The organism is Methylocapsa aurea, from assembly GCF_000746085.1.
Lineage (GTDB): Bacteria > Pseudomonadota > Alphaproteobacteria > Rhizobiales > Beijerinckiaceae > Methylocapsa > Methylocapsa aurea.
Genome location: NZ_JQKO01000010.1, coordinates 37,585 through 63,614, shown reverse-complemented (window position 1 = coordinate 63,614; position 26,030 = coordinate 37,585). Strand labels below are relative to the sequence as shown.

At 62.8% G+C, this 26,030-nt stretch carries 19 protein-coding genes and 1 tRNA gene; 8 read left to right on the top strand and 12 right to left on the bottom strand.

Going from position 1 to position 26,030, the window contains the following annotated elements; translation table 11 throughout:
* Window positions 1-11: 11 nt before the first annotated feature.
* The 5 genes from lptB to DL86_RS07975 all read right to left on the bottom strand — a co-directional run bounded on the left by lptB (window position 12) and on the right by DL86_RS07975 (window position 3,766).
* On the bottom strand, window positions 12-896 hold the full coding sequence (gene lptB / locus DL86_RS07995) for an LPS export ABC transporter ATP-binding protein (protein ID WP_084572795.1): 885 nt from the start codon (window positions 894-896) through the stop codon (window positions 12-14).
* A gap of 298 nt (window positions 897-1,194) precedes the next feature.
* Window positions 1,195-1,791 (bottom strand): LptA/OstA family protein, encoded by a 597-nt coding sequence (locus tag DL86_RS07990; RefSeq protein ID WP_051952972.1) that lies wholly within the window; start codon window positions 1,789-1,791, stop codon window positions 1,195-1,197.
* Window positions 1,788-2,588 (bottom strand): LPS export ABC transporter periplasmic protein LptC, encoded by an 801-nt coding sequence (gene lptC / locus DL86_RS07985; RefSeq protein WP_051952971.1) that lies wholly within the window; start codon window positions 2,586-2,588, stop codon window positions 1,788-1,790. The genes DL86_RS07990 and lptC overlap by 4 nt, the downstream gene beginning before the upstream one ends.
* A gap of 125 nt (window positions 2,589-2,713) precedes the next feature.
* Window positions 2,714-3,328: a ribonuclease D gene (locus tag DL86_RS07980; protein WP_036260253.1), complete on the bottom strand. Its 615-nt coding sequence runs from the start codon at window positions 3,326-3,328 to the stop codon at window positions 2,714-2,716.
* Window positions 3,329-3,681: 353 nt separating this feature from the next.
* Window positions 3,682-3,766 (bottom strand) — tRNA-Leu (locus tag DL86_RS07975).
* 314 nt (window positions 3,767-4,080) lie between these two features.
* On the opposite strand from DL86_RS07975, the gene DL86_RS07970 reads away from it, so the two are divergent.
* Together DL86_RS07970 and DL86_RS07965 are read left to right on the top strand one after the other, a co-directional pair.
* Complete coding sequence (locus tag DL86_RS07970; RefSeq protein WP_036260034.1) at window positions 4,081-5,088, top strand: complex I NDUFA9 subunit family protein; 1,008 nt, start codon at window positions 4,081-4,083, stop codon at window positions 5,086-5,088.
* A 497-nt stretch (window positions 5,089-5,585) separates the two neighbouring features.
* Window positions 5,586-6,467 carry an outer membrane protein gene (locus DL86_RS07965; protein ID WP_036260032.1) on the top strand — a complete coding sequence of 294 codons (882 nt, stop codon included), beginning with the start codon at window positions 5,586-5,588 and terminating at the stop codon, window positions 6,465-6,467.
* A 113-nt stretch (window positions 6,468-6,580) separates the two neighbouring features.
* On the opposite strand, the gene DL86_RS07960 is transcribed toward DL86_RS07965, so the two are convergent.
* The 4 genes from DL86_RS07960 to DL86_RS07945 form a co-directional block, all read right to left on the bottom strand.
* Window positions 6,581-8,791, bottom strand: a complete 2,211-nt coding sequence (locus tag DL86_RS07960) for a 3-hydroxyacyl-CoA dehydrogenase NAD-binding domain-containing protein (RefSeq protein ID WP_036260031.1) — start codon at window positions 8,789-8,791, stop codon at window positions 6,581-6,583.
* A 59-nt stretch (window positions 8,792-8,850) separates the two neighbouring features.
* On the bottom strand, window positions 8,851-10,059 hold the full coding sequence (locus tag DL86_RS07955; RefSeq protein WP_036260250.1) for an acetyl-CoA C-acetyltransferase: 1,209 nt from the start codon (window positions 10,057-10,059) through the stop codon (window positions 8,851-8,853).
* Between the two features lie 145 nt (window positions 10,060-10,204).
* Window positions 10,205-11,998 (bottom strand): acyl-CoA dehydrogenase C-terminal domain-containing protein, encoded by a 1,794-nt coding sequence (locus DL86_RS07950; RefSeq protein ID WP_036260248.1) that lies wholly within the window; start codon window positions 11,996-11,998, stop codon window positions 10,205-10,207.
* A 683-nt stretch (window positions 11,999-12,681) separates the two neighbouring features.
* Window positions 12,682-13,260 (bottom strand): MerR family transcriptional regulator, encoded by a 579-nt coding sequence (locus DL86_RS07945; protein ID WP_051952970.1) that lies wholly within the window; start codon window positions 13,258-13,260, stop codon window positions 12,682-12,684.
* Window positions 13,261-13,550: 290 nt separating this feature from the next.
* On the opposite strand from DL86_RS07945, the gene DL86_RS19755 reads away from it, so the two are divergent.
* Window positions 13,551-13,811, top strand: a complete 261-nt coding sequence (locus tag DL86_RS19755) for a hypothetical protein (protein WP_156964535.1) — start codon at window positions 13,551-13,553, stop codon at window positions 13,809-13,811.
* A gap of 53 nt (window positions 13,812-13,864) precedes the next feature.
* Window positions 13,865-17,353, top strand: a complete 3,489-nt coding sequence (locus tag DL86_RS07935; RefSeq protein WP_162180406.1) for a tetratricopeptide repeat protein — start codon at window positions 13,865-13,867, stop codon at window positions 17,351-17,353.
* Window positions 17,354-17,521: 168 nt separating this feature from the next.
* Here the strand turns inward: DL86_RS07935 and pdeM are convergent, their stop codons facing one another.
* From pdeM to DL86_RS07920, 3 genes are read right to left on the bottom strand one after another with little or no spacing between them, the layout of a single operon-like run.
* The gene (gene pdeM / locus DL86_RS07930) at window positions 17,522-18,232 is read right to left on the bottom strand and encodes a ligase-associated DNA damage response endonuclease PdeM (RefSeq protein ID WP_036260028.1); all 711 of its coding nucleotides are present in this window, start codon (window positions 18,230-18,232) and stop codon (window positions 17,522-17,524) included.
* A gap of 2 nt (window positions 18,233-18,234) precedes the next feature.
* Entirely contained in the window at window positions 18,235-20,838 is a 2,604-nt protein-coding gene (locus DL86_RS07925) for a ligase-associated DNA damage response DEXH box helicase (protein WP_084572783.1), read from the bottom strand.
* Window positions 20,801-21,757: a class I SAM-dependent DNA methyltransferase gene (locus DL86_RS07920; protein ID WP_084572782.1), complete on the bottom strand. Its 957-nt coding sequence runs from the start codon at window positions 21,755-21,757 to the stop codon at window positions 20,801-20,803. The genes DL86_RS07925 and DL86_RS07920 overlap by 38 nt, the downstream gene beginning before the upstream one ends.
* Window positions 21,758-21,922: 165 nt before the next feature.
* Here DL86_RS07920 and DL86_RS07915 point away from each other — a divergent pair, with 165 nt between their 5' ends.
* The 4 genes from DL86_RS07915 (at window position 21,923) to DL86_RS07900 (ending at window position 25,685) form a co-directional block, all read left to right on the top strand.
* Window positions 21,923-22,309: a hypothetical protein gene (locus tag DL86_RS07915; protein WP_051952967.1), complete on the top strand. Its 387-nt coding sequence runs from the start codon at window positions 21,923-21,925 to the stop codon at window positions 22,307-22,309.
* 216 nt (window positions 22,310-22,525) lie between these two features.
* A complete protein-coding gene (locus tag DL86_RS07910; RefSeq protein ID WP_036260241.1) occupies window positions 22,526-22,843 on the top strand; it encodes a hypothetical protein in 318 nt (105 codons plus the stop codon).
* Between the two features lie 164 nt (window positions 22,844-23,007).
* Window positions 23,008-24,039 carry a ligase-associated DNA damage response exonuclease gene (locus DL86_RS07905; RefSeq protein WP_036260240.1) on the top strand — a complete coding sequence of 344 codons (1,032 nt, stop codon included), beginning with the start codon at window positions 23,008-23,010 and terminating at the stop codon, window positions 24,037-24,039.
* Window positions 24,036-25,685, top strand: coding sequence for a cisplatin damage response ATP-dependent DNA ligase (locus DL86_RS07900; RefSeq protein ID WP_036260026.1), 1,650 nt, complete (start codon window positions 24,036-24,038; stop codon window positions 25,683-25,685). The genes DL86_RS07905 and DL86_RS07900 overlap by 4 nt, the downstream gene beginning before the upstream one ends.
* Window positions 25,686-26,030 lie beyond the last annotated feature (345 nt).

Here is a 26,030-nt window from a genome sequence, read left to right as displayed (position 1 = left end):
GGCGGCCTGGATCAGAGCTGGAAGTCTTCGCCGAGATAGAAGCGGCGCACATCGGGATCGGCGACAATGTCAGCCGGAGACCCTTCGGTCAGCACCCGGCCCCCATGGATAATGTAGGCGCGATCAATAAGATGTAGGGTTTCGCGCACATTATGGTCGGTGATCAACACGCCGATGCCGCGCCGTTTCAAATGTTGGACAAGAAGCTGAATATCGCCGATCGAAATGGGGTCGATGCCTGCAAAAGGCTCGTCGAGGAGCATGAAGGAGGGGCGGCTCGCCAGGGCGCGGGCGATCTCGCAGCGCCGCCGCTCGCCGCCGGAGAGTGCGACCGCAGGAGATTTGCGCAGGGCGGTGATCGCAAATTCTTCGAGCAAGGCCTCGAGTTCGTCGCCGCGCTTGCGCTTATCCGGCTGGGTGATTTCCAGCACCGCCCGGATATTGTCCTCGACGCTGAGGCCTCTGAAAATTGAGGCTTCCTGGGGCAGATAGCCGATCCCAAGGCGCGCCCGCCGGTACATCGGCAGCCGCGTCACGTCATGGCCATCAAGCTCGATCGCGCCATCGTCCGGCCGCACCAGTCCGGTGATCATATAGAAAAGCGTCGTCTTGCCCGCCCCATTCGGGCCGAGGAGGCCGACCGCCTCGCCGCGGCGCACCACCATGCTCACATCTTCAACGACGCGGCGCGCCTTATAGGCCTTGCGCAAATGACGAACCGCGAGAATTCCTTCCGCGCTTTGCGGCTGCGCGCCGCCGCTCGCGCCTGGCTGCATATCCTCGGCGGACCTCACCCGGCGCTGCGGCGTGGTCTGCGCCGGCTCCTCCCAATTGGGCAGCTCCGCGGTGGAATCCTCCTCGATCAGCCAATCGCCATATCCGGCGACTCCCGCCATCCGCCGCCTCGCGCCGCGCCGGAGAAAGCCGCGCAGCCATGACATGACCGCGGGAGGGAAAAGGGTCGCGCGCGCACTCAAAGCGGAATGGTCCTTTGTTGAAACGTCGCTGGGGAGCTCTTTGCGCCGCTGCGGAGCGCTCCTTCCTGCAGGAAAGCGGGCCCGATCGCCGCAAGGCGCCCTCGCGAAGTCAAAGCAACAGGTTAGGCTTTTGCCATACAACCGCCGAACGGTCTAAGATATTTTCCCACGCGCGCAGCCGACCGCCGTCAAGCCTCCGTGAAGACCGCGCCAGCCGTCACGGCGTTTTCGCAGGCTTTTTCCGGCTGGCGTCATCGCCTCCGCCGCTGGGAAGGAACATGCTCCTGACCCGGCCGGTCACCGCCGCCTGATTTGTGTTCAAGTCATAGACCAATTTGTCGCCTTTGGTGACATTGGCGCCCTGGGTCAAGGTTACATTGCCGATAAGGTAAACCTTGTTTTCGGATTTTTCGTAAATGCCGCTGTCGCCGGTGCCGATTTGGTCCTTTGAAATGACCGTGACCGGTCCGACCGCCTCCATGCGCCGCAATTGGCTCGAGGACGAGGGAGCCCCCGCGGCTTCGCCCGCCTCTTTCGGCGTCAGGAAAATAACCAGCACGGCGGCCTTGAGCTTGGCTTCGCCCTGGGTCGCGACGACATTGCCGCTGTAGACCAGCTTTTGCTCCTTGTCGAAATAGTCCAGTTTGGCGGCGTCGATATTGACCGGCTCCTTGGAGTTGCCGCCTGGCAGGATGGCGCCCGAACGCCCCTTTTGCGCCAGCGCGGGCGCGCTCGAAAGTCCCAAGGCCAGGCCGGCGAAGATCGCGAGGGCTAGGCAAAGCGGGAGCCGAACAATCCGCCGGGCGAGGATCATCTCCGCGGATCCACCGTCTCGGGCGCGGCTTGCGTCTCGGCCGAAGCGGCATGGATCATCGATTTGACATCGCCCTCAAACGACACCTTGCCGCCATTGTCCCGAATGTCCATCCGGTTCGCGGCGATGGTCCCGGCGTTTAGAATGACATTCACCGGCTGGTCGGATCCGAGCACGCCGGTCTTGAAATCCATCTTCGCGGTTTTCGCTCTGATGTCATAGCCCGCATCGTTCCAGATGCGGACGTCGCCTTGCAGCGCCATCGTGTCGCCCACGCCGTCATAAAGGCCGTGCGACGCCGTCACTTGCACCGTCGAGGCGTCCGCCGCTCCGATCTTGGCGTCGATGTCGAGGAGCTCCACGACATCGGGCGTCGTCGTGTCCTGGAGGCCGGAGCGCGCCTTGACCTCAAAAGGACGGCCATCCTTTTGCACGCCGGTGATTTTCGGACTGTCCACGGTGATTTTGGTGCCGTCCAGCGTGACTTGGCCGATGGATATATTGGCCGGCAACCGTCGAAACGGATCGAATAGAGCGACGCCGAGGATCAGCGTAATGACGATGGCGGAGCCGGCGAAGGTTGCGCGGCGTAGAAAACGCACCCGCGCCGAATGCCGGCCCGCCGCCTTGAAGGCCCCCCGCCACGGCGATTGCCCAAAGTCGAGCCGCTCGCTCGGCCGCGCGCGGCTTGGCTCGCGGCCAGGATCGTCGCCGCGGGGATCGACGCCAATAGCGGGAGCTGGCCCCCCGCTAGAACCGCCAGCCCGCCGATCCGCGCCGTCCAAGACTTTCGTCATTCGAAAAGCTCGTTTCGAGACAAAGAGAGCCGACCGGGCGCCGCAAAGGACGCAAAGTGCGGAACATTCCGCTCAAACAGCAAGCAAGAAAGGCGAAGTCAAGGCCGGCCCCATTTTCGCCGCGCCTATTGGTGCGAGAATATGTCCGCATCTGCCCATCCCATAAGGTCGAGGCGGGCGCGGGCGGGCAGAAAACCGAAACAGGCTTCGGCGATCTCGAAGCGATGCTCGCGCTTCAGCATCGCATCGAGGCGGGCGCGCAGGGCATGAAGATGGAGGACGTCCGAAGCGGCGTAGGCGAGTTGGGCCTCCGACAAGGTCGCGCTCCCCCAATCCGAGGATTGCTGCTGTTTCGAGAGCTCGACGCCAAGAAGCTCTCGGGCCAGATCCTTCAAGCCATGCCGGTCGGTATAGGTCCGGGCGAGCTTCGAAGCGATCTTGGTGCAATAAATCGGCGCCGTCATGACCCCAAAGGCCTTGTACAGGACCGCAATATCGAAACGGGCGAAGTGAAACAGCTTGGCGACGTTGGGATCGGCCAAGAGCCGCTCGATATTGGGCGCCCGCTCCTGCCCGACCGCGATCTGGACGACATCGGCGGTTCCATCGCCGCGCGACAGTTGCACGACGCAGAGCCGGTCGCGATGCGGCACGAGCCCGAGGGTCTCGGTGTCGATCGCGACGCTATCGCCGAAATCGGCGCCGTCGGGCAGATCGCCCTTATGGAGCCGGATGGTCATCGCGCGCATCCGGCGACTGCTTTGGCGAAGGAGAGAGATAAAGGCGGAAGAGAGATCATTGGGCGCGCCTACCACCCCCCGTGAACTTAAGCAAGGGCCGCGCCGGGGTTCGAACCGCCAACTCGGGGTTCGAGCCGCCAACTTAGGGAAAGATCGTCAAGCCGAAGCAAAATCGCGCCGGAACATCGAAGCCATTGTCGATTTAACTGATCGGACGCTTGATTTCAGGTGGGATCGGAAGCCTTGCCCTCTCCAAGGGAGGCTCCCACTTCCAGCCCTTTCGGCCAATCAAAAGCGCAATGGCGCGCCCAGGTTGATCCAAAGATGCGGCCGCCGAAATGAATGTTCAGGTATGGTGCCCAGGAGAGGACTCGAACCTCCACGGCTTTCACCACTGGTACCTGAAACCAGCGCGTCTACCAATTCCGCCACCAGGGCAACGCGCTCTGATACGTGCCGCCCTTCTCCTTTGTCAATGACGAAGCGAGAAAAAGCCCGAAAAGGAGGCGGCCTCCGGCCCGCGCCGTTTGACGCGCCCAACCCATCTCCTCCCGCCAAGCCCCCTTAGGCCAAGAAGGCGACCGGCCGGCCGGGTGATTTCGCTAAAAAGCTGGGCGCTCGCCGAAATGACATCGTTTCGCAGCGCGTTTGGTCTATACAGTGGCGATTCCGTTGCCTAATACGAGCGCTCGGGAAGAACGGCGCTGGCGGCGGAAGGCGCAAGAATATCTCTGTATCCGGGACAAGCGACAATGGCGGACGCATTGGTGAAAACAGGCCGGCTCGTGACGGTATTCGGCGGATCTGGCTTTATCGGCCGGCATGTGGTCCGCGCTTTGGCGCAGCGCGGCTGGCGCGTGCTGGTCGCCTCGCGCCGCCCGGACCTCGCATTTCATCTTCAGCCGTCAGGTAAAGTCGGTCAGATCAACGCGGTTCAGGCCAATTTGCGCTATCCCGATTCCGTCGCGCGCGCCGTTCGCCGCGCGGACGCCGTCGTCAATCTTGTCGGCTTGCTGAGCGAAGCCGGCGCGCAGAATTTTGACGCAGTTCACAATATAGGGGCGCAAACGGTCGCCAAGGCGGCGCAGCAGGCCGGGGCGGGCGTTTTCGTGCAAATGTCGGCGCTCGGAGCCAATCTGGAGCATTCCTCCCTCTATGCGCGCACAAAGGCTTTGGGCGAGCAGACGGCGCGGGCCGTCCGCCCCGACGCAATCATCATGCGTCCATCGGTCGTATTTGGCCCAGAGGACGAATTCTTCAATCGGTTCGCCGCGATGGCGCGTTTCATGCCCGCGCTTCCCTTGATCGGCGGCGGCGAGACCAAGCTTCAGCCGGTCTTCGTCGGCGATGTCGCGACGGCGATCGCGCTAGCGGTGGAGGGCAAGGCCACTGCCGGCGCGACCTATGAATTGGGCGGGCCGGACATCGCCACGCTCCGGCGAATCATCGAATTCATTCTTGAGATCACCGAGCGCAAACGTTGGCTCGCTCCGATTTCCTTCGAACAGGCGAAACTCATCGGCGGAGTGACCGAGTTCGCAAAGAAGGCCTCGCTAGGCCTCTTTCCTGAGCTCCTGACGATCAGCCCCGATCAGGTCGAACTTTTGCAGACCGACAACGTCGTTTCGCGGCAAGCCATCGCCGAGAGGCGCACCCTGGATGGTCTCGGCATAACGCCCGAATCCTTTGAAGCCTTCACGCCCTCCTACCTCTACCGCTATCGCAAGACCGGCCAATTCGCCGTCCGCCGCGCCGCCTGAAAGTGCGCTGCGTCCGTTAAGAGCTGCGATCGCCCTGCTCGCCGATTCGCCAAGCATATTCGGGCGAGACCGACGTCAGTTAGCGTTGAGAGGGCGGCGCGCCAAAGTGCAAGAGCCGCTTTCCGCGTCTAGAGCATATTCCGCTCAGGTTGAATCAATCTGAGCGACAAGAATATGCTCAAGCTTTTGAATTTGGAGCGATTTCTTTTCGACCGAATGATTCCATTCGGCCGGAAAGCGCTCTAATTGCGCTGAATGCAATGGTAGAGCGCAATGTCTGGCAAGCGACATCGGACCTGCTCTCCAACTCTTTGTTTCGACGCCTGATCTTATCCAAGAGCTCCGCAACTTTCTTAAGATCAGCCAAACCCGCCCGCGTGGCTCTTTGGCAACAGGGCGTCTTATTTCCTTTGCCCGGGCCGAGCTGACCTTGCCGATTATCGTTGGAAAGGCTTTGATCCACTGGAAAGCCGTTATTTGAGCAGGAGCGCTTGCCCGTGGAAATTCGCACCATCCTCAAACAGTCCAAGAAGCGCAAGTCTTGGAGCCAGATCGCGGCCGCGCGGCTCTTCTCGATCGCGGCTCTCGCAACCGCCGCCGGGTCGGCCTACGCCGCCGATCTTCCGAGCAGAATGCCGCCGCCGGTCTTGCCCGCGCCGGTTCCTGCATTCACCTGGACCGGCTTCTATCTCGGCGCCAACGCCGGCTTTGGCGTCGACCATTTCGCTTTTCCTTTTGCCGTTAACGCTCCCAGCTATTTCGAAGGCCGAAGCGGCATTACCGCCGTTGGCGGAATCATCGGCGTCCAGGCTGGATTCAATTACCAAATTCAGTCCGACATCTTTCAATTGCCGCTCACCAATGTCGTCCTCGGCGTCGAAATCGACAACGACTGGTCTAGCATCAGAGGGCATAGCACGGTCTCATCGCCGTTGCCCGGCGGCGCGGTTGGCGCCGCCTCATTCGGCTCAAAATTCCTCAATTTCGGAACTCTGCGTGGCCGCGTGGGCTATGCATTTGGCCGTTTCCTGCCCTATTTCACGGCCGGCCTGACCTATGGAACGACCAATACCTATTACACCGCCGCCACCAGCGATCCATATTTCTCCTCGGCGTCGACCACTGTGACCCGCACGGGCATCGCTCCCCATGTCGGCGTGGTCGGCATTGGGCTCGAATATGGATTGTCTAATAACGTGACCATCAAGGCCGAATATTTGTACGAGTTCATCAATGCCCGCACCATGGTCTTCAACACAAGCAGCACGACGAGCGTCCAATTCCTGACGCGCACCATGTATCATGTCGGGCGAGTAGGATTGAATTATAAGTTCGATTGGTTCTCGCCATCGGCCCCGCCAGTCTTGGCGAAATATTAAAAAACGCAGCACGCGCGCCAGAGCTTGTTCCGATACAATATTAAGACATCGGATACATCCGATGTCTCACAAGAACATGCTCCACCCTTTTTGGAATCCGAGCGACTCCTGTTTCATGCGACGCGACGCGCCTCATCGAGGAAGCGCCCGTAAAAGGTTTCGTGCGCTTTCGCCATGTCGATGAGAATCTGCGGCGGAGAGAAACGCTCCCCATAGGTTTGCCGCAGCCTGTCGCATAGCACGACGAAATTGGCCGCCCCCATCCCGTCGATATAGCTCAGGACTCCCCCGGTAAATGGCGCGAAGCCGAACCCGATGATCGAGCCGACGTCCGCCTCGCGCGGGTCGGTTACGACTCCCTCCTCGATCGCGCGCGCTGCTTCCAGCGCCTGGACCACGAGGAAGCGGTGCTTGAACTCGGCGATGTCGATCGCATCCGGATCGCATTTGGTCGGCTGAAGCGCGGCGAGGCCCGGCCATAGGGATTTGGCGCCCTGGCTCGGATAATCATAAAAGCCCTTGCCATTCTTGCGGCCAAGACGGCCATGCTCGACAACCAGTCCCTTAAGCAGTCGCTCCTGGTTAAGATCAATGGCGGCTCCGCCGAGGTCCTGTTTCGTCGCCTCCAGGATCTTGAGCGCGAGATCGAGCCCAACTTCATCGTTGAGGGCGAGCGGCCCGACCGGCATCCCCGCCATTTTGGCGATATTCTCGATCATCGCTGGAGGCGCGCCCTCCAGCAGCATGAGATGGCCTTCGCGAATGTAATTCCCGACGCAGCGATTGGCAAAAAACCCGCGTGCGTCATTGACGACAATCGGGGTCTTCTTGATCGCGCGAACGTAATCCAAAGCAGTCGCGAGCGCGCGGTCCCCGGTTTTCGCTCCAAGGATCACTTCGACGAGCAGCATTTTCTCAACCGGCGAGAAAAAATGCACCCCGATGAAGTTTTCCGGCGCGGAGTCGGCTTCGGCAAGCGAGCCTATCGGCAGAGTCGAGGTGTTCGAGGCAAAGATGGCGTCTGGACCGATCGCCGCGCGGGCCTTCCGGGTCGCCTCGGCCTTGACCGTGCGATCCTCGAAAACCGCCTCGATCACAAGCTCAGCGCCGGCCAGATCATTGTAGTCGGCGGATGTCTTGATCCGGCCAAGGAGCGCCTCCTTATCCGCGCCCTTGGCGCGGCCTTTGAGCACCTGCGATGAAATCAGCTGGTCGCAAAACGCCTTGCCTTTATCGGCCGAGGCTTGATCGCGGTCGATCAGAACCCCCTCCATTCCGGCCCCCGCCGTCACATAGGCGATTCCCGCGCCCATGAAACCGGCGCCCAGGATTCCAACGCGTTTTATGGCGGCGGGCGAGACGTGAGCCGGCCGCCGCGCGCCTTTGTTCAGTTCCCCCATGGAAACGAACAAAGTGCGGATCATCGCGGCGGCTTCGGGCGAGCGCAGGATTTTGGCGAACCAGCGCGCCTCGACCCGCAGCGCCAGATCCATCGGCAGTTGCAGGCCTTCATAGACAGCGTGCAAAATCGCCTTGGCCGCCGGGTAATTGTCATGCGTCTCGCGCCGATAGATCGCATTGGCGGCCGGCCACACCATCATGCCCGCCGGCGAAAACACTTTGCCGGAGGGCAGCTTAAACGTATTTTCGTCCCAAGGCGCGACGCCCTTGCCGCCGGCCGCGATCCAGGCCTTGGCCTTGCCGACGATTTCGCCCAAAGGCGCGACGTCATGCACGAGGTTCATGGTCTTAGCTGCTTTGGGGCGAATCTGCTCGCCCTTGAACAGCATTTGCAGCGCATCGCCGGTGTGCATCAGGCGGGCGACGCGCTGGGTGCCGCCGGCGCCGGGAAACAGGCCGACCTTGATTTCGGGCAGGCCGACGCGGGCTTTGTCGTCGTCGGCAACGACGCGGTAATGGCACGCGAGCGCAAGTTCGAATGCGCCGCCAAGGCAGACTCCATTGATCGCCGCCGCGAATGGCTTGCCGCAGGTCTCGAGCTTGCGATAAACGAGCGAAAGGCGGCGCGCCGATTCGAAAAAGAGTCTTGCAGCTTCCTCCTCGCCTTTTTCCTGCCGCGCCGTTTGATAATCCGCCGCCGCAGCCCCGAGCATGGACAAATCGGCGCCGCCCGAAAAAGTCTGCTTGCCCGACGTGATGACGCATCCCGTGATCGCGGCTTCGGCGCCGACATGGTCGATGACCTGTTCGAGTTCGTCGATGACCTGCGGGGTGATGACATTCATCGAGCGCCCCGCCATGTCCCAGGTGAGCAGGGCTATGCCGTCAGCATCAAGCTCGAAGCGGAAATTGATGAGGTTCATGGGCTTCTCCCCGCGCTGTCCCAAGACAGCCTTAGATTGTCAGACGCGAATCGACGGCCCTATACTCGTTCGATGATGGTCGCCGTGCCCATGCCGGCGCCAATGCATAAGGTGATGAGCGCCGTCGTCTTTCCGCTGCGTTCGAGTTCGTCGAGCGCAGTGCCAAGCAGCATAGCCCCAGTCGCGCCGAGTGGATGGCCCATCGCGATCGCGCCGCCATTGACGTTGAGCTTTTCGACATCGAGATCGAAGGCCTGGAGGTAGCGCAGAACAACCGAGGCGAAGGCTTCGTTGACCTCGAAGAGGTCGATATCGCCGATATTCATTCCCGCGCGGGCTAAAACCTTTTTCGTAACGTCGACCGGGCCGGTGAGCATCATCGCCGGCTCCGAGCCGATATTGGCGAAGGCCCTAATTTTCGCGCGCGGCTTTTTTTCGATGGAGCGCCCAGCCTCGGCCGAGCCGACGAGAACGGCGCCCGCGCCATCGACGATGCCCGAGGAGTTGCCCGCATGGTGAACATGGACGACGCGCTCTATGTCTGGATGCGCGTCGATCGCCACCGCGTCGAAACCGCCTTGCTCGCCCATCATCGCAAAGGCCGGCTTGAGCGCCGCGAGCGACTGCATGTCGGTCGACGGCCGCATATGTTCGTCGCGATCAAGCAGCGTAACGCCGTTGACGTCGCGCACCGGCGCCAGCGACTGTGTGAAATATCCCTTGCTCCAGGCCGCCGCCGCGCGCTGCTGCGAAAGAACCGCGTAAGCATCGACGTCGTCGCGGGAGAACCCGTATTTCGTCGCGATGAGATCGGCGGAGACGCCTTGCGGCATGAAATAGGATTTGATCGCGATGGCGGGGTCCACCGGCCAAGCCCCGCCCGAAGCGCCAAGGCCGACCCGGCTCATCGATTCTACGCCGCCGCCGATCGTCAATTCATGTTGTCCGGCCATGACCTGCGCCGCGGCGAAATTGACCGCGTCGAGCCCAGAGGCGCAGAAGCGATTGATCTGGACGCCCGGCACATGGTCGCCGTAATCGGCCGTGAGCGCCGCCGCGCGCGCTATGTCGCCGCCCGCCTCGCCGACCGGATCGACGCAGCCGAGAATGACATCGTCGACCAGAGCCGTATCAAGATCGCCGCGGTCCTTGATGGCGCGAAGAACCGTCGTCGCGAGCCCAAGGCTCGAGACCTCGTGCAAGGCTCCGTCCGACTTGCCGCGCCCGCGCGGGGTGCGGACATGATCGTAAATAAAGGCTTCAGCCATGTTCACTCCCAGGCGCCGCTCGATCCGCCGACGCGATCGCGACGGCGGAAAATGGACTAGAGCGCTGTCCGTTTCCGCGGAATCAGAAAGCAACTCTAGAGCGTTTCCCGATCAGATAGATTCATCTGATCGAAAAGGAATCACTCTAGAACCGCTCCGCCGGCAGCGCCATCATCGCATCGGCGCCGGAGCGGATGCGGGCGAGGCAGGCGCCGGTTTCCGGCATGATGCGCTCCATGAAATATTTGCCGGTCAGCAATTTGTCTTCCATCGCGGCAGGGTCGCCAGCCCCCTCGGCGCGCTTGGCGATCGCCGCCTTGGCGATCTGCGCCCACATGAAGCCCAGTGCAACCAATCCGAAGAGATGCATATAGTCATAGGAGCCGGCGCCTGCATTGTCGGGCTTGGCCATGGCGTTCTGCATGAACCACATGGTCGCCTGTTCGAGATCGCCGGCGCCTTGCTTCAAGCCCAAGAGATAGGGCTCCAGCGCGGCGTCCGCCTCGTTGTCCTTGATGAAGGACTTGATTTCGGCGAAGAAACTCATGATCGCCCGGCCGCCGTCCTTGGCCAGCTTGCGGCCGACGAGGTCGAGCGCCTGGATCCCGTTGGCGCCCTCATAGATCATGGCGATGCGGGCGTCGCGGACGAATTGCTCCATGCCCCATTCGGCGATATAGCCGTGGCCGCCAAAGATCTGCTGCGCCTTGACCGCGTTTTCGAAGCCAAGATCGGTGAGCACGCCCTTCAAGACAGGGGTGAGCAGCCCCAAACTATCGGCCGCCGCCGTGAGCGCGGCCTGGTCGCGGGATCGATGCGCGACGTCGCTGCGCAGCGCCGTCCAGATAACCAGCGCGCGCGCCGCTTCGTTGAAGGCGCGGATATCCATCAGATTGCGCCGCACATCCGGGTGGACGATGATCGGATCGGCCGGTCTGTCGGCGTATTTTGGCCCGGTCAGCGAGCGGCCCTGCAAGCGATCCTTCGCATAGGCGACCGCGTTCTGATAGGCGACCTCGGAGATCGCAAGACCTTGAATCGCGACGCCGAGACGGGCCTCGTTCATCATGACGAACATCGCATTCAGGCCCCTGTGCGGCTCGCCGACCAGCCAGCCCTTGGCGCCGTCGTAATTCATGACGCAAGTGGAATTGCCGTGAATGCCCATCTTGTGCTCGATCGAACCGCAGGCGACCTTGTTGCGAGCCCCCAGCGAACCATCCGGCTCGATCAGGAATTTCGGAACGACAAAGAGCGAGATGCCTTTGACGCCAGGCAACGCGCCCTCGATCCGGGCGAGAACGAGGTGAATGATATTTTCGGCTAGGTCATGTTCGCCGGCCGAGATGAAGATTTTCTCACCGAATATCGCATAGGACCCATCGCCATCGGGAACCGCCTTGGTCTTCAACAGGCCAAGATCGGTGCCGCAATGCGATTCGGTAAGGTTCATCGTGCCGGACCAGGCGCCGCTGATCAGCTTTGGCGCGAACATCTTCTTCTGCGCGTCCGACCCATGCGTCAGCAGAGCGGCCAGCGCGCCCTGGCTGAGGCCCGGATACATCGCGAGCGCCATATTGGCCGAACTGGCGAATTCATTCACGATAACCGCGAATGCGTAAGGCAATCCTTGGCCGCCGAACTCAGGATCGACGGAAAGTCCGACCCAACCGCCTTCGACGAAAGCGTGATAGGCCTCCTTAAATCCCGGCGGCGTCGTAACCTCGCCGCTGTTGTGGCGAATGCAGCCGACGCGATCGCCAACCTGATTCAGGGGTTGGAAGACGCCTTCCGATAATTTCGCGGCTTCCGAAAGAATCGCTTCGACGAGATCGGGCGTCGATTCGGCGAATCCTGACAAATTATTATAGCGGCCGATATCGAAAACGTCGTGCAAGAGGAACAATGCCTCTTCGACGGGCGCCTTGTAGCTCGGCATCGAACGCCTTCCCGGCACTAGTGTTGGAGCGTGGGCCTTGGCGAAAAGGGCAATCCACCCGGCGAGAGCTTTAGGCTCGCAGTAGGTTACATATGGGCAATTCCCTCACTCGGCAAGATTCCGGTTCCTATTTGCATAGCGAAGGCGGCGCGCCGATGCAGCGATCTGGCTCGGTTTTCCGCCCTGCCCCGCGTATTCTCCCAACGCTTGAGACGCCGACTCGGCGGCACGACGTCGGAAGCGCAAAGTCTTTGAACATGCGCCGAGTCGGAACCCACCAACCGCTCCGGCGCGTCCAAAGATCAAGATTCCAAACCGGCAGCGAGTCGCGTTTGGGCGCGTTAGAGTATGTTCTGATCGAAAAAGTCGATCGACTTTTTCGATCAGAACATACTCTAACCCTTTGATTTTGAGCGGCTCATTTTCAATTAGATGAGTCCATCCGATCGGGAAGCGCTCTAGGTCCGTGTCCGAAAGGTCCAAGGGCGCCACAACGCCTCAGTCCGACTGGCAGACGCTTTCAGATCCGAAGGACTGAGAAAGGGCTCAGCTCTTTTGGTCGCACGGCGCAATTGCGCGCGCGCCTGGCTTTGTTTCGCTGGACGGATTCTCCCAGCCCGATCTCAGGCCAGGAGCTGGAAAACATCCGCCTCAGCGCACAATCGCTTTGAGGCGGGCGAAGGTCATGATGCAGCTGCGCGACACGGCGATTCAAGAAGGCGCCGATGCGCATTGCGCAAGGCAATGATTGCCTCATCGAGTTCCTTGCGTTGGCGTTCGAGATGGCTGATCTGGGCGAGGATCTGCTCGGGAGGCAGACCCATTTCCAGGTTCAATACCTCAAAATCCATATCGTTCAGGTCCGGGTCCAGCAAATTGCGCTGCGGATTCAACACATCTACGCGATTGGCCAAGATGTCGTGGATCTCGGACAAGGTGAAACCTAACTGTTTCCCTTTGAGAATCATCTTGAGATAAAGCCTATCGCGCGGGCCATATTGGCGCGCCGTGCCCACCCGCCGGGGATGCAGAAGGCCGCGGTCCTCGTAGAATCGAAGCGTTCGGATGCTGACGCCGAAGTCGCTCGCCATCTCCCGAATCGTGCTCCGGCGCTCCTGCGATTTGGGCGTTTGCGCCTCGCCATCATTCATGTCCGAGCCGCGCGATCGCGCGGCTCGCGAGCGCGGCTCGTGCTTGGGTTGGGCCCGCGCCAAACTGTCCTGTGAATGATAATCCTTTTCATGCGCTGGGTTGGTGTCCATGCCCAATCACCCTCCGATTCCAAATTTAACCTCGACCGAAAAAATTTAGGGAAATCCGCGAGACATTGCAACTAAAAAGTGTATAAATGGAAATACAACCTGCATGGCCAGTCGGTCTGAGTTGCGGCGGGCCACGCTTAACGCATTGTTTACCGGGGGCTTCGAATGTCTCAGCGATGGCGCGCCAAGATGGCTTGGCCCGATTCGGCGAGTGACGTTTCCCCCCGCTCTGGAGCCGCCTTGATGCAGAGGCGCAAGAGCATAGGGAGGCGGCCGGACCGGACAGGATCATGAACAAGGCAATCGCTGAAAGCGTCAAAAGCCTGATAGAGGCCGGCGGCAATGTTCGAGAAGCAGCACGGAAGTCGAGGAAAGTGGCGCGGTCGGCAAGCATGGAAAAACTTCGCGAGGTCCAGGCCGAACGGGCTGTTGGACAGCGGGCCGAGCATGTGATCGGCGCCGGGGCCAACCACTGCCGCGCCATTGCGCCGGACGTCGCCATCCCGCGCCGTTTGACCAGCACAGGCTCATTGACGATGCTGCCCGCATGAGCCGCACGGAAGGAACAAAGCGCGCCGCCGCGGCGCCCGCGGAAGATGCCAGAATGCGTCGAGCAAGCGTCGATATTGCCCAAGGCGACCTTCCTCAAGCACGCGCCCAAGCGCGCGACGCCGCCGATGAAACCGCGCTGCTTTTGAGCGCCATCGCCGCCTTGAAGCAGTGCTCGGCAGGCTGCGCCGAAACTGAGGGAACCGCCGCCGCCAACAATAGCGAGGCTAGGCGGGACGCCGAATGGGAATCTTTCGCCAACCTGTCCCGCAGGTTGGACGAATTGGAGATCCGTCTGCGCGAGCGAAGCGATCCTGACGACGCGGCGCTTAAAAGCGCGTTGAAAGAGCTCGAAGCTCGGCTTCAGGCCGTCGCGCGCCGCCGCGGGCCGGCCATGAAGCCTAGCTCCAATCCGCCGGGCGCCTTTGCGGCGGACATCTCGGTAGCGGAAGCGGCCGCCGCGCCGGCCGGCGCACCGGGCCAAGACCCGGTACTCACAACGTCCAAAGAGGCGTCTTTTCCGTTCAGGTCCGGTCTCCTTTCCCGCCTCAATTCGGCCGCGCAAGGCGCGACGGGCGCGAACCCTGTCCGGCGGCCGAGCGATGCGCCGGTCTTAATTGACACGCAAAATCATATTGCCGAACTGGCCAGAAAGCTCGACAATATGTGCCGTGGCGCCACGCATCTGCCCCCGCACAGGAGTGAGGGGGTTCGCGACGCCGAAGTCGAGCATGTGCGGGAAGATGCCCAGGATGCGCTGCCGCCGAATGCCGTCGCCGCTCTCGAAACAGCGATCAGCGCATTGAACGCGCGCGTCGAAACCCTGCGCGATGAAGATACCCGCCCTAATTCGCCGGAGCGATTCGATCGCCTCGCCCGCGACTTTCAGGCTTCCATCGCAAGAATCGATCAGCCTTCGCCAATCGAGCGAATGGAGCGCGAAATCAAGGCGCTCAGTGAAAGGCTCAACGATCTGGGCAAACCCGGCATCGATCCCGCCGCCTTCACGCGCATGCAGAGACAGACGGAAGAAATTCGCGAGTCGTTGGCCGCGTTGGCGGCGCGGCCCTCGCCAACCGACAAGATCGAACGACAGGTCGCGAAACTCGCCGAGAGTTTAGGAAGCCAAAGCCGCGGGGGCCCGGACCAGGGCCGCGAGAGTTTTGGCGAAGTGACCAATGAAATCCTGACCCTGCTCAAGGATCCGGCCCGCGCTGCCGCGCTGCAGGCGCTCGAAGCCAGACTCAATGCCTTGACAAGCAAGGCCGAGGAAGCGATCGCAAGGACGAACGACCCAAGCCAGTTCGATGCGCTTTCGCGCCATATCGAGGCCACCCAGCGGCAACTCACCGCTCGGTTCGAGGCCGGATTGACCGCGGCCTCGAACGAGACCGGCGCACTCAAGGAACTGGTCGGCTCCCTCGCCGAAAAAATGGGCGCTGGACGCGAGCGAAATCCGATGAATTTGGCCGTCGAAGCGCTGGAGCGCGAGATGGCAAAGGTCGTCGAACGGCTCGACCGCGCCGATAAGGGCTTCGCTTCGCTGACCGCGCTCGAACAATCGATCGCCGCCCTGTTCGCCCAGATCGAGGAGACCCGGCGCACCGCTTGCGAAGCCGCTGAAGCTGCGCGAACTGCCGCGGGCGACCGCGCGGCCGAGACCGGAGCGCATGGAGGCGACCGGCGCGCAAACAGCGTCGATCACGAGCCGGCTGTCGCGCGCGAGATCGCCGAGCTTCGCGCCTCGCAGGAAGAAGCCGACAGGCGCATCCATCTGACGTTGACCGCAGTCCAGGAAACCGTCGGAAAAGTCGCCGATCGCCTCGCCAAACTCGAGACCGATCTCGGCGAGATGCGTCCCAGCCATCTCGGCCCGCTGCTAGGGCCTGGTCTTGCGCCGATCTTTGCGCCCCGGCGAGATAACTTCTCCCAAACCGATGCCGCCAGAGCCGGCGCCCTTAAACAGGGAGACCCTGCCGCGACCGGAGCCCCCGGGCGCGATGGCGTTGCGGCTGCCGAGGCGTTTTCGACCGGGAATGCTCCAGCGCATGGCGTCAGGATTGCCGAGGCCGCCGACTATTTGATTGAGCCCGGCAGCGGACTTCCGCAGCGGCGGCGTCAGAAAAGCGAGCCGCGCGCGGGCGCAACGCTCGCCCATGGCCTTGATGGCAACGGCGGCGGCCGCGCCGATTTCATCGCCGCCGCGCGCCGCGCGGCGCAAGCGGCTCAGATGGCGGCGTCCGAAGCGACCAACCCGCTCCAAGATCCTGCCGTCGAGGGCGCAGCCGAAACAGACCATGGCCTGCTGCGGCAAACGCGCCGCTTTTACCGCGCGCACAAGCGGCCTCTTCTTTTGAGCCTGACCGCATTGTTTCTCGCCATTGGCGTCTATGCCGTGGCGAGAACGCTTGCGGATAGGCCAGCCAACGACATCGCGCCCGCTTTCTTGAAGCTATTGGGCAAAGGCCTCGTGCGCGGCGACACAGCGCCCGGGCCTGAAAGCAAGGCTCCGGCGAATGATCCGCCAATCGCCAGCGCGGCGAGGTCGCCGATCGCGCAAAACGCCATTCCCGGCCTGCTCGATCCTTTCGGACTGGAACCGCCGCAAGCGCTGGCGCCGATAAGCGGCGCTGCGCCCTCCGGCGACGCGACTCCGGCGCGGAAAGCCATTGCGGGCAGCGCGCCTATCGTCGCAGGCGCCTTGGGCCGCAGCGACGCCGCGCGCCGGGACGCCGCAGCAGCCAACCTAGCGGGCGCTTCGTCAACAAATCCCATGCTGGCAACTTCCTCGCCTCCAAATTCTCCGGCGACGGTTGCGGCGGCCGCCCCCTACCCTCCCCAGGCGCCGGCGGCGCGCCAACCGACGGCGGCAAGCGAAGATCCGCGCGACAGCGCCGAAGCGGGCGATGCGGCGGCGCAATTCGAGCTGGCGCTTCGGTTTGCTGAAGGCCGCGAGCGGCCGCGCGACCTGCAACAGGCCGCCCGATGGTATGAGAGGGCAGCGCAGCAGGGATTTGCGGCCGCTCAATACCGGCTTGCGGTCCTTTATGAAAAGGGACTCGGCGTTGCGCGCGATCTCGCGCAGGCGGAGATTTTATATCGGGCGGCGGCGGAACAGGGCAACACGCGGGCGATGCATAATCTCGGCGTCCTCGCCGCCGACGGCGCGAACGGACGGCCGGATTACCAGACCGCCGCCTTCTGGTTCGGCAAGGCCGCCGAATTCGGAGTGCGCGACAGCCAGTTCAACCTCGCGGTTCTGTTTTCGCGCGGCCTCGGCGTTCCGCAAGACCTCGCCCGCTCCTATGCATGGTTTGCGATTGTCGCGGCCGATGGCGACGCCGAAGCCATCCGCAAACGCGACGATGTCGGCGCCAAACTTGCCGCCGCCGATCTTGCCGCCGCCAAGACCTCCGCCGAAGCGTTCCGGCCGCTTCCTGCTATTCAAGCGGCGAACGAACCCGACTCTGCTCAAGCCGGCGTGAATGCCGCGGGGTCTCCCGCTACGCCGAATGCGGTCAGGCCGAAGGTGTCCGGGCTTTAGAACGCTTCCCGATCAGATGAAATCATCTGATCGGGAAGGAATCGCTCAGATTCAATGGATTAGAGCGGATACGCAAAAATCGCGCAGGCCATCAAGTAGAACGGGACTGACGTTAAAAGGAGATTGAGTGTCCTGATCCGCGGTAAGCGCGGATCGTTCGCAGGCGGCTCAATCGGGAGCGCAGCGCCGATGCGGCACCGCGTAGACCTCGTCGCGGCCCATCACATGGGCGAGCCGGTCGCGCCCGCCAAACAATGGCTCGAACGCCGGGTCGCAAAGGTTGAGGCCTCCGGCATATGCGCCAAACGCGGGCATGACGCAGCGCCCGCCACCGCTGACGAAACAGCGGCGCCGGACCGACCCCGCCCGGCCGGCGACCTTGGCGACGGGATGAAGATGCCCTGCGATCTCGCCCAGCGAAGATCCCGCGCGCGGTTCATGCCGGAAGATGACCGCGCCGATCGCCAGCTCCTCTTGCGCATCGCCCTCCAGTCCCCCGGGCAGATCCCGGTCATGATTGCCGGCGATCCAGATCCATTCGCGCCCTTGCTGCAAGGAGCCGATCATGGCCCGATCTTGCGGATGGAGGCGTTCGCCGGCGAGGGAATCATGAAATGAATCGCCGAGCGCTACAACGCGCCGCGGTTGATAGGCGCCGATAAGCCGGGCCAGCGCCTTGAGCGTCGCGGCGGTATCATAGGGAGGCAGAAAGGCGCCCCGCGCGGCGAAGGCCGAACCTTTCTCGAAGTGAAGGTCGGCGACGATGAGAAGCCGTTCCTCCGGCCAGAACAGCGCCCCTGCCGGATCGGCGATGAAATCCGCGTCGGCCACGCGCAGCATCGAGGGCGGCCGGGAAAGCTTGGGCGCAGCGCCGAACATTGTCAGGGGGCGCCCTTCGCGCGCCCGCGGCTTGCCCCGATCGCTGGCTCCGCCATCACTTCCTCCACAAGCGTTTCAGCCGCTTCCGCGAGAATTGCGTCCTGCGCTTCGCCATAGACCGATTCGCGGCCGATTTCGAGCATGACCGGCGTCGCGAGGGGCGAGACGCGATCGAGCGCCACATGCAGGATTTTCCCCTGCACGCGGGACAGCATCTGGGCCAGGCGCTCGATGTCGAGAAGGCCGGTCGCCGCATCCGCTCGCGCGGCCCGCAGAAGAATATGGTCCGGCTCGTGCCGGAGCAGAACATTATAGATGAGGTCGGTCGAAATCCGCACCTGGCGCCCGGATTTTTCCCGCCCCGGAAAATTGCGTTCGATCAACCCTGAAATAATCGCACAATTGCGAAAGGTCCGCTTCATCAGGCTTGAGTCGAGCAGCCATTCCTCGAGATCGTCGCCAAGCATGTCCTCGCCGAGAAGATCGTCGAGGCGCAGGAGCCGCTTGGCGCAAAGCGCGCCGATATCGGTCATGGACCAGACGCAAAGCGCGTAATCATTGGCGACAAAGCCGAGCGGCTTCAGCCCGGCCCGCTCCATCCGGCGGGTCAGGAGCATGCCGAGCGTCGTATGGGCCAGCCTTCCCTCAAAAGGATAGAGCGCAAGATAAAATCTCTCCCCGCGCGGAAAGGTCTCGACGAGAAGATTGTCCTCGCCTGGAAGCGCCGAACGCTGCTTTTGCAGCTCCAGCCAATGCGCGACCTCCTCCGGCAAGGCGCTCCATTCGCGCGGATCGGCCAGGAGCCGGCGCACCCGCATCGCGAGATAGGTCGATAGCGGAAACTTGCCGCCGGCGTAGGAGGGAATTTTCGGCGTCTCGGCATGGGTTCGCGTCACCAAGGCCTCGTTTTCGACTATGCCCTGGAGCGCCAAAATTTCGCCGCCGAACAAGAAAGTGTCCTTCGGCGCCAGCATTTCGATGAAGCTGTCCTCGATTTGGCCAACCACCCTGCCGCCGCGCCCGAGAGGGCGCGGGGAGACGCCCGTCGCGGGATTGGCGCCGCCGCGCACGAGGCGGACTTTCAGCATATCGGCCTCGACGATCGTCCCGATGTTCATCCGGTAGGATTGCGCGACCCGTCCATTGGCGACCCGCCAGCGGCCATCTTTCATGCGTTTGATCTTGGCGAAGCGCTCATAGGTTTTCAGCGCATAGCCGCCCGTGGCGGCAAAGTTGAGCGCCGCCTCGAAATTTTCCCGCGTGAGCTGTGCGTAGGGCGCCGCTGATGCGACCTCGGCAAATAGGGCGTCGGGGTCGAATGGCTCGGCGCAAGCCATTCCAAGAATATGCTGGCAGAGGACGTCGAGCGCCCCTGCCCGCGCCTCGGATGTATCCTGCGCCCCTTCCCGCGCGGCGTCGACGGCGGCGCGGCATTCGAGCATTTCGAACCGATTGGCGGGCGCGAGAATCGCCCGGGACGGTTCGTCGAGGCGATGATTGGCGCGCCCGATCCGCTGCGCGAGGCGGCTCGCTCCTTTGGGCGCGCCAATATTGATGACGAGATCGACATCCCCCCAATCGACGCCAAGATCGAGCGTCGAGGTGCAGACGACGGCCTTCAATCCGCCCGACGCCATGGCCTCCTCGACGCGGCGGCGCTGGGCGACGTCGAGCGAGCCATGATGCAGCGCGATCGCCAGCCCATCGTCATTGCGCCGCCAGAGCTCCTGGAAGATGAATTCCGCCTGGGCCCGCGTATTGACGAAAACCAGCGTCAACCGCGCCGCTTTGATCTTGGCGTAGACGGCGCCCAAGGCATGGCGGGCGCTATGCCCGGCCCAGGGAAGATCCTCCTTCGTCTCCAAAATCGAAAGCTCGGCCGGCGCGCCGGGCTCGGCGAGGATGAGCGCCGCGGCGGCGCCCGGCCTCCCCTGCGGCGCCAGCCAGCGGCGCAATTCATCGGGATCGCGCACCGTCGCCGAAAGGCCGATTGCAGTCAGGCCGGGAGCAATTTGCCGCAATCTGGCGAAGCCAAGGCTCAAGAGATCGCCCCGCTTCGAGCCGGCGATCGCATGCAATTCATCGAAAACCACGTGACGCAGCGAGGCGAAGAGATGCCGCGCATCGGCGCTTGCGACGAGAAGGGCGAGCTGTTCCGGCGTCGTCAGCAGGATGTCGGGCGGATCGCGGCGCTGACGCGCCCGCTTCGAGGCCGGCGTATCTCCAGTTCGCGTCTCGACCCGCAGCTCCAGACCCATTTGTGCGATCGGCGTCTCGAGATTGCGCTTCACGTCCACCGCCAGCGCCTTCAAAGGCGAGATATAGAGGGTGTGGAGCGCGCGCCGGTTCGGCGGATGTTCGAGATCGACAAGGGTTGGCAGGAATCCAGCGAGCGTCTTGCCCGCGCCCGTCGGCGCGATGAGAAGCGCGCTCGTTCCGGCGCGGACGCAGCGCAGGAGATCGAGCTGGTGAGGCCGCGCGCTCCAGCCCCGCGTCGCGAACCAGGCCGAAAAACGCGGCGGAAGCGCAAAGCCGGAGCCAGCTGAGTGAATTCGCACGAGACGGAGTTTACCCGCGAGCGGCGACGACAACCAGCCCCGGCGCATCCACGCCGGCGTCCTTGCGCATCGACACCGCCTCTAGGACCACGATTTTCAATCCGGCCGCGCTAGTGACCGCCCTCACATAGGCTTCGCCATGGCGATAGCGCATGTCGGAGCCGATTTCGTAATCGCCATCCGCAACGCGTTGCAGCGTGAAGGCGAAGAAGCCCCCCGGCTCCAGCGCCCGCGCGGCGCCGGCGCAGATCGCCGCGAGATCGCCGACATAAACCAGCACGTCGGCGGCCAAGACGAGGCTTACGCTTGCCGCCGGCTCGCGCAGGAGAAAACCGGCGATCTCGCCGGTCTCCAGCCTGTCGTAAACTGCCTTGCCGCGCGCCGCCGAAATCATGCGCGGCGACAAATCGACGCCGGTGAGACGCAAGCTCATGGCGCGAAAAGCCGCGCCGCAAAGGCCGGTCCCGCAGCCAAGGTCGATCACATGCGAGAAATGCGTCGCGCCCAATCGCTCCAGCGCGGCGGCGAGGAGAGCCGGCGCGCGATAAGCCAACTTTCCGACCAGATGCGCCTCGAAGCGGTCCGCATATTGGTCGAACAGGCCGCGGACATAGCTTTCCGGCGCGGCCATGGGCGTCGCCGCGGCGCCAAGCCGCGCGAGATGGAGTTCGGCGCCAAGTTCTCCCACGGGGTCCAGCGCCGCCGCCTGAGCGAAAGCCGTCCCGGCTTGATCGAGACGGCCCAATTTTTCCTGCGCCACGGCCAAGGCGAGCCAGAGCGGCGCCCAATGCGGCGCAAGTCCGAGCGTTTGCTCCAGCAGCTCGGCGGCGGCGGCGTGATCGCCTGCGGCCGCGCAATCCTCCGCATAGAGAAAGCGGCGGTCGACGACGAGATCGCCGGAGGAGCGCAGAGCCGGCGAGCCCAGGTCCCTGGCCGCGCCAGCGCCGATTCGAGGGAGATTTTCCATTTCTTTCCTGGATTGAACCAAATTGTGGCTTTGCCGTTCATTGCAGGTTCAGGCTGATCGCTCCAATTATCTGCGGAAGCGCGGGGTTATTCAGGCGGCTAATTCATGAGCCGCCATGAGACTTCTTCATGAGGCTCAGCGCCGCAGCGTCAAGGGAGATTTACGATGACCAGCATTGGGAAAAAAGCCGCAGCGGCGTTTACGGCATTGGCCCTCGGGCTCGCCGTCACCGTCGCCGCGACGCCGTCTCAGGCGCAGGGTTGGCACGGCGGACGGCATGGCGGATATGGCGGCTGGCATGGCGGACACGGCGGCTGGCATGGCGGCGGCGGATATTGGCGCGGCGGACGCTGGTACGGCGGCGGCTATAACTGGGGCGCTCCGGTCGCGGCCGGCATTCTTGGCGGCTTGGCGCTTGGCGCCGTCGCTGGAGCCGCCTATCCTTATGGCGGCTATGCGCCGGCCTATGGCGGATGCTACATGCAGAACCAGCCGGCCTATGACGGCTGGGGAAATTTCGTCGGTTATCGGCCGGTGCGAGTCTGCTATTGACCGAACGCGCCCGCCATTAAGCGAATATGAACCGCATTCGTCAAAAGCCCCGGTGTTTGATCGGGGCTTTTTATTTTTCTTAATTTTTTTCTGGACCCACGCAACCTTTTGGGATTGCCGCGCGTTTGGGGGTTGTGTGTTGCCGCACAGCACCAGTTTCGATTTCAGCAGATCTTCGTATCGATGGCGAGCGTGCCCGGCGAAGGGAGTTTAGTTATGATCAAGTCGCGCAAATCTGTCCAAATTCAGGCCTTGAAATTGACCATGGCGGGCATCGCCGTCTCTTGCCTGGGTGCGGCGGTATTCGCGGCTCCGTTGACCATTACGCCCAAGAGCAAGGTTTTCGACGCGGCTGGTCAGGTCATCGAACATCGGACGGCCTATTCGCCCACGCTTACGCCATTGGCCAAAGGTCCCGCGCTTCAACTTGGCCGCGCCGCTCAGGGCGAGGACGAGGATTGCGTCAGAGTAACGCGCATGGTCGGACCTGACGGCCGGGTCTATGTCACGCGCGGCCTGATTTGCGCGGATTAGGCTGCTCCTCCGCGCTGCCGACGCGGCGACGCCTCCGTCCGATGTTTTCCAAGACATAGACGGTAGGAATTACAGCGGAAAGGACAGCGGCGGAGCTGATGGCGGCAGAGGGCGCGGCCACAGGAGTGGAAGTTTTGCCCGCGGAATTAGCGCCCGCGGAAAACATGGCGGCGATTGACATTCTCTCTCTTACGCCCGCTGGCCTTTACTGCGCCGCGGGCGATTTTTTCATCGACCCTCCGCGTCCCGTCTCCCGCGCGCTTGTCACCCACGCGCATTCCGATCACGCCCGGCCCGGTCACGCCAAAGTCCTCGCCACGCGCGAAACGCTAGCCCTTATGGCGATCCGATATGGTCCGGGCTTCGCCGGATCCGCGCAGGCGGCGGGTCTTGGCGAAAAGCTGATGCTTGGCCCGGTCGAGGTCGGTTTTCACCCCGCCGGACATGTCCTAGGCTCCGCCCAAATCCGCCTCGCGCTCAAGGGCCGCACGCTCGTCGTCTCCGGCGATTATAAACGCGAGCCCGACCCGACCTGCGCCGGTTTCAAGCCGATCCGTTGCGACGTCTTCATCACCGAGGCGACCTTCGGCCTTCCGATCTTCCGGCATTCGCGAACCAGCGCGGAAATCGAAAAGCTTCTCGCCTCCCTCAAGATTTTCCCAGAGCGGGCGCATCTCGTCGGCGCCTACGCGCTCGGCAAGGCGCAGCGGGTCATGGCGCTGCTTCGCGCGGCCGGCTATGATCGCCCGATCTACCTCCATGGAGCGATGGAAAGACTCACCGAGTTTTATGCGAGCGAGGGCGTCGGTTTTGGCGAAATCCGTAAAGTCTCGGGGGCCGATCGCGCCAAACTGCGCGGCGAGATCGTCATCTGTCCGCCAGGGGCCTTGCAAGACCCTTGGTCGCGCGGCTTTCCTGATCCCCTCGCCGCTTTCGCCTCCGGCTGGATGCGCGTGCGCGCCAGGGCCAAGCAGCGCGGCGTGGAGTTGCCGCTTGTCATTTCCGATCACGCGGACTGGAATGGCCTCCTCGCCACCATCCGCGAGACTGGCTGTGAAAAGCTTCTGGTAACTCATGGCGAGGCCGACGCGCTGACGCATTGGGCGCGCGGCCAAGGCCTTTTGGCGGAGCCTCTGCATATTCGCGCTCATGGCGAGGAGGACGAACCTATGCACGCCGCGGCGGAGGGCGATTGAACGGTTTCGCCGCCTTTCTCGATCGCCTCGCTTTCGAGCTCTCCCGCGCCAATAAGCTGCGGCTGATGACTGAATTTCTCCGCGCGACGCCCGATCCCGAACGCGGCTATGCGCTCGCCGCTCTGACGGGCGCGCTTTCATTCAAATTCGCCAAGCCGGGGCTTATACGCGCGCTCATCGCGGCGCGGGTCGATCCGGTCCTTTTTGGCCTCTCCTATGATTTTGTCGGCGATCTGGCGGAGACCGTCGCCCTGCTTTGGCCGGCGCCCGACGATGCGGACCGCCCGGCGAGCGGCAATGGCGCGCCGCTCCTGCTCTCCGAGGTGGTCGCGGCGCTTGCGACTGCCGGAAAGCAGGATCTGCCGCGAAAACTGAGCGACTGGCTCGACGCCCTCGACGAGACCGGACGATGGGCGCTGCTCAAACTCATCACCGGTTCGCTGCGGATCGGCGTCTCGGCTCGCCTCGCCAAAACCGCCGTGGCCGATCTCGGCGGCATGAGCGCCGATCAGATCGAAGAGGTCTGGCATGGGCTGGCGCCCCCTTATCTCGACCTTTTCGCCTGGATGGAGGGGCGCGAGGCAAAACCCGCCTCGTCGGACCCCGCGCCATTTTGTCCGGCGATGCTCGCCCATGCCATCGAGGCCAAGGATTTCGACGCGCTCGCCCCTTCCGAGTTTCTTGCCGAATGGAAATGGGATGGCGTAAGGGTGCAGGCGGTCGTCGGGCGGGCGGCCAATGGGCGCAAGGTCGCGCGGCTTTTCTCGCGCAATGGCGAAGACCTGTCCGCCGCATTTCCTGATCTCATGGATCATCTGGCGCAAGTCCCTTGCCGCGAATTCGCGCTCGATGGCGAGCTCTTGATCCTACGCCAAGGATGCGTGGAGGCCTTCTCCGTCCTGCAGCAAAGGCTCAACCGCAAATCGGTCTCGGCGAAACTGCTCGCCGACTATCCCGCCCATATTCGCGCCTATGACCTGCTGCGGCACGATGGCTTGGACCTGCGTCCCCTTCCCTTTGTCCAGCGCCGCGCCCGGCTCGCGGGCTTTATCGAGGCGGGGGTCGGCCCGCGCCTCGATCTGTCCCCGCTGGTGGCGTTTCGATCCTGGCTCGATCTCGCCGACGCCCGCCGCGACCCACGCCGTTTCGGCGCCGGCGCCGACGCCGAGGCGATCGAAGGCCTGATGCTGAAACGCGCCGACTCCCTCTATATCCCAGGCCGCCCGAAAGGTCTCTGGTACAAGTGGAAGCGCGATCCTTTCACGGTCGACGCCGTGCTCATGTACGCCCAGCGCGGCCATGGCAAGCGCTCTTCACTTTATTCGGATTATACGTTCGGCGTCTGGCGCGAGGACGATCTGGTCCCGGTCGGCAAGGCCTATTTCGGCTTTACCGACGCCGAACTCGCCGAGCTCGATCGCTATGTCCGCGCCAATACGATCAATCGGTTCGGCCCCGTGCGCGAGGTCGCGCATGAGCCGGCGCAGGGCCTCGTCCTTGAGGTCGCTTTCGAAGGCCTGAACCGATCGAGCCGCCACAAATCCGGCGTCGCCATGCGGTTTCCCCGGATCGCGCGCATTCGGTGGGACAAACCGCCGTGCGAGGCGGATCGGATCGAGACTCTCGAAGCGCTGTTAAAAGCATAGACCGATCAGGGCAAATGCAATCCATGCGGCCGCCAAGCATCATTGACCGAACTCCGGCGCCGCGCGTCCGAAAAAATGATGCGGACTCAAGGATTGGATGCATGTTTTCATTGGCGAACCAAAGCGGGTCTCGCCTCGGTCCTTTGTCTCTTCGCTAATGGGAACCTTTCATGCGTTAATTTTGTTCAATTGACATCGCGGGCGCCACTACGGCGCTTCCCGATCAGATGGAATTATCTGATCGAACAGGAATCGCTCTGATTCAAAGAGTTGGAGCATTTTCGAGCGAAGTAAATACCGGTTCGCGCTAAGAAAATGCGACAAAACAAAGACCTAGAGCGGCTT

Coding starts and splice junctions, on each gene's coding strand:
- lptB (WP_084572795.1), bottom strand. CDS start 896: ATGGCGGGAGTCGCCGGATATGGCGATTGGCTGATCGAGGAGGATTCC.
- DL86_RS07990 (WP_051952972.1), bottom strand. CDS start 1,791: ATGATCCTCGCCCGGCGGATTGTTCGGCTCCCGCTTTGCCTAGCCCTC.
- lptC (WP_051952971.1), bottom strand. CDS start 2,588: ATGACGAAAGTCTTGGACGGCGCGGATCGGCGGGCTGGCGGTTCTAGC.
- DL86_RS07980 (WP_036260253.1), bottom strand. CDS start 3,328: ATGACCATCCGGCTCCATAAGGGCGATCTGCCCGACGGCGCCGATTTC.
- DL86_RS07970 (WP_036260034.1), top strand. CDS start 4,081: ATGGCGGACGCATTGGTGAAAACAGGCCGGCTCGTGACGGTATTCGGC.
- DL86_RS07960 (WP_036260031.1), bottom strand. CDS start 8,791: ATGAACCTCATCAATTTCCGCTTCGAGCTTGATGCTGACGGCATAGCC.
- DL86_RS07955 (WP_036260250.1), bottom strand. CDS start 10,059: ATGGCTGAAGCCTTTATTTACGATCATGTCCGCACCCCGCGCGGGCGC.
- DL86_RS07950 (WP_036260248.1), bottom strand. CDS start 11,998: ATGCCGAGCTACAAGGCGCCCGTCGAAGAGGCATTGTTCCTCTTGCAC.
- DL86_RS07945 (WP_051952970.1), bottom strand. CDS start 13,260: ATGGACACCAACCCAGCGCATGAAAAGGATTATCATTCACAGGACAGT.
- DL86_RS19755 (WP_156964535.1), top strand. CDS start 13,551: ATGAACAAGGCAATCGCTGAAAGCGTCAAAAGCCTGATAGAGGCCGGC.
- DL86_RS07935 (WP_162180406.1), top strand. CDS start 13,865: ATGCGTCGAGCAAGCGTCGATATTGCCCAAGGCGACCTTCCTCAAGCA.
- pdeM (WP_036260028.1), bottom strand. CDS start 18,232: ATGTTCGGCGCTGCGCCCAAGCTTTCCCGGCCGCCCTCGATGCTGCGC.
- DL86_RS07925 (WP_084572783.1), bottom strand. CDS start 20,838: ATGCGCCGGGGCTGGTTGTCGTCGCCGCTCGCGGGTAAACTCCGTCTC.
- DL86_RS07920 (WP_084572782.1), bottom strand. CDS start 21,757: ATGGAAAATCTCCCTCGAATCGGCGCTGGCGCGGCCAGGGACCTGGGC.
- DL86_RS07915 (WP_051952967.1), top strand. CDS start 21,923: ATGACCAGCATTGGGAAAAAAGCCGCAGCGGCGTTTACGGCATTGGCC.
- DL86_RS07910 (WP_036260241.1), top strand. CDS start 22,526: ATGATCAAGTCGCGCAAATCTGTCCAAATTCAGGCCTTGAAATTGACC.
- DL86_RS07905 (WP_036260240.1), top strand. CDS start 23,008: ATGGCGGCGATTGACATTCTCTCTCTTACGCCCGCTGGCCTTTACTGC.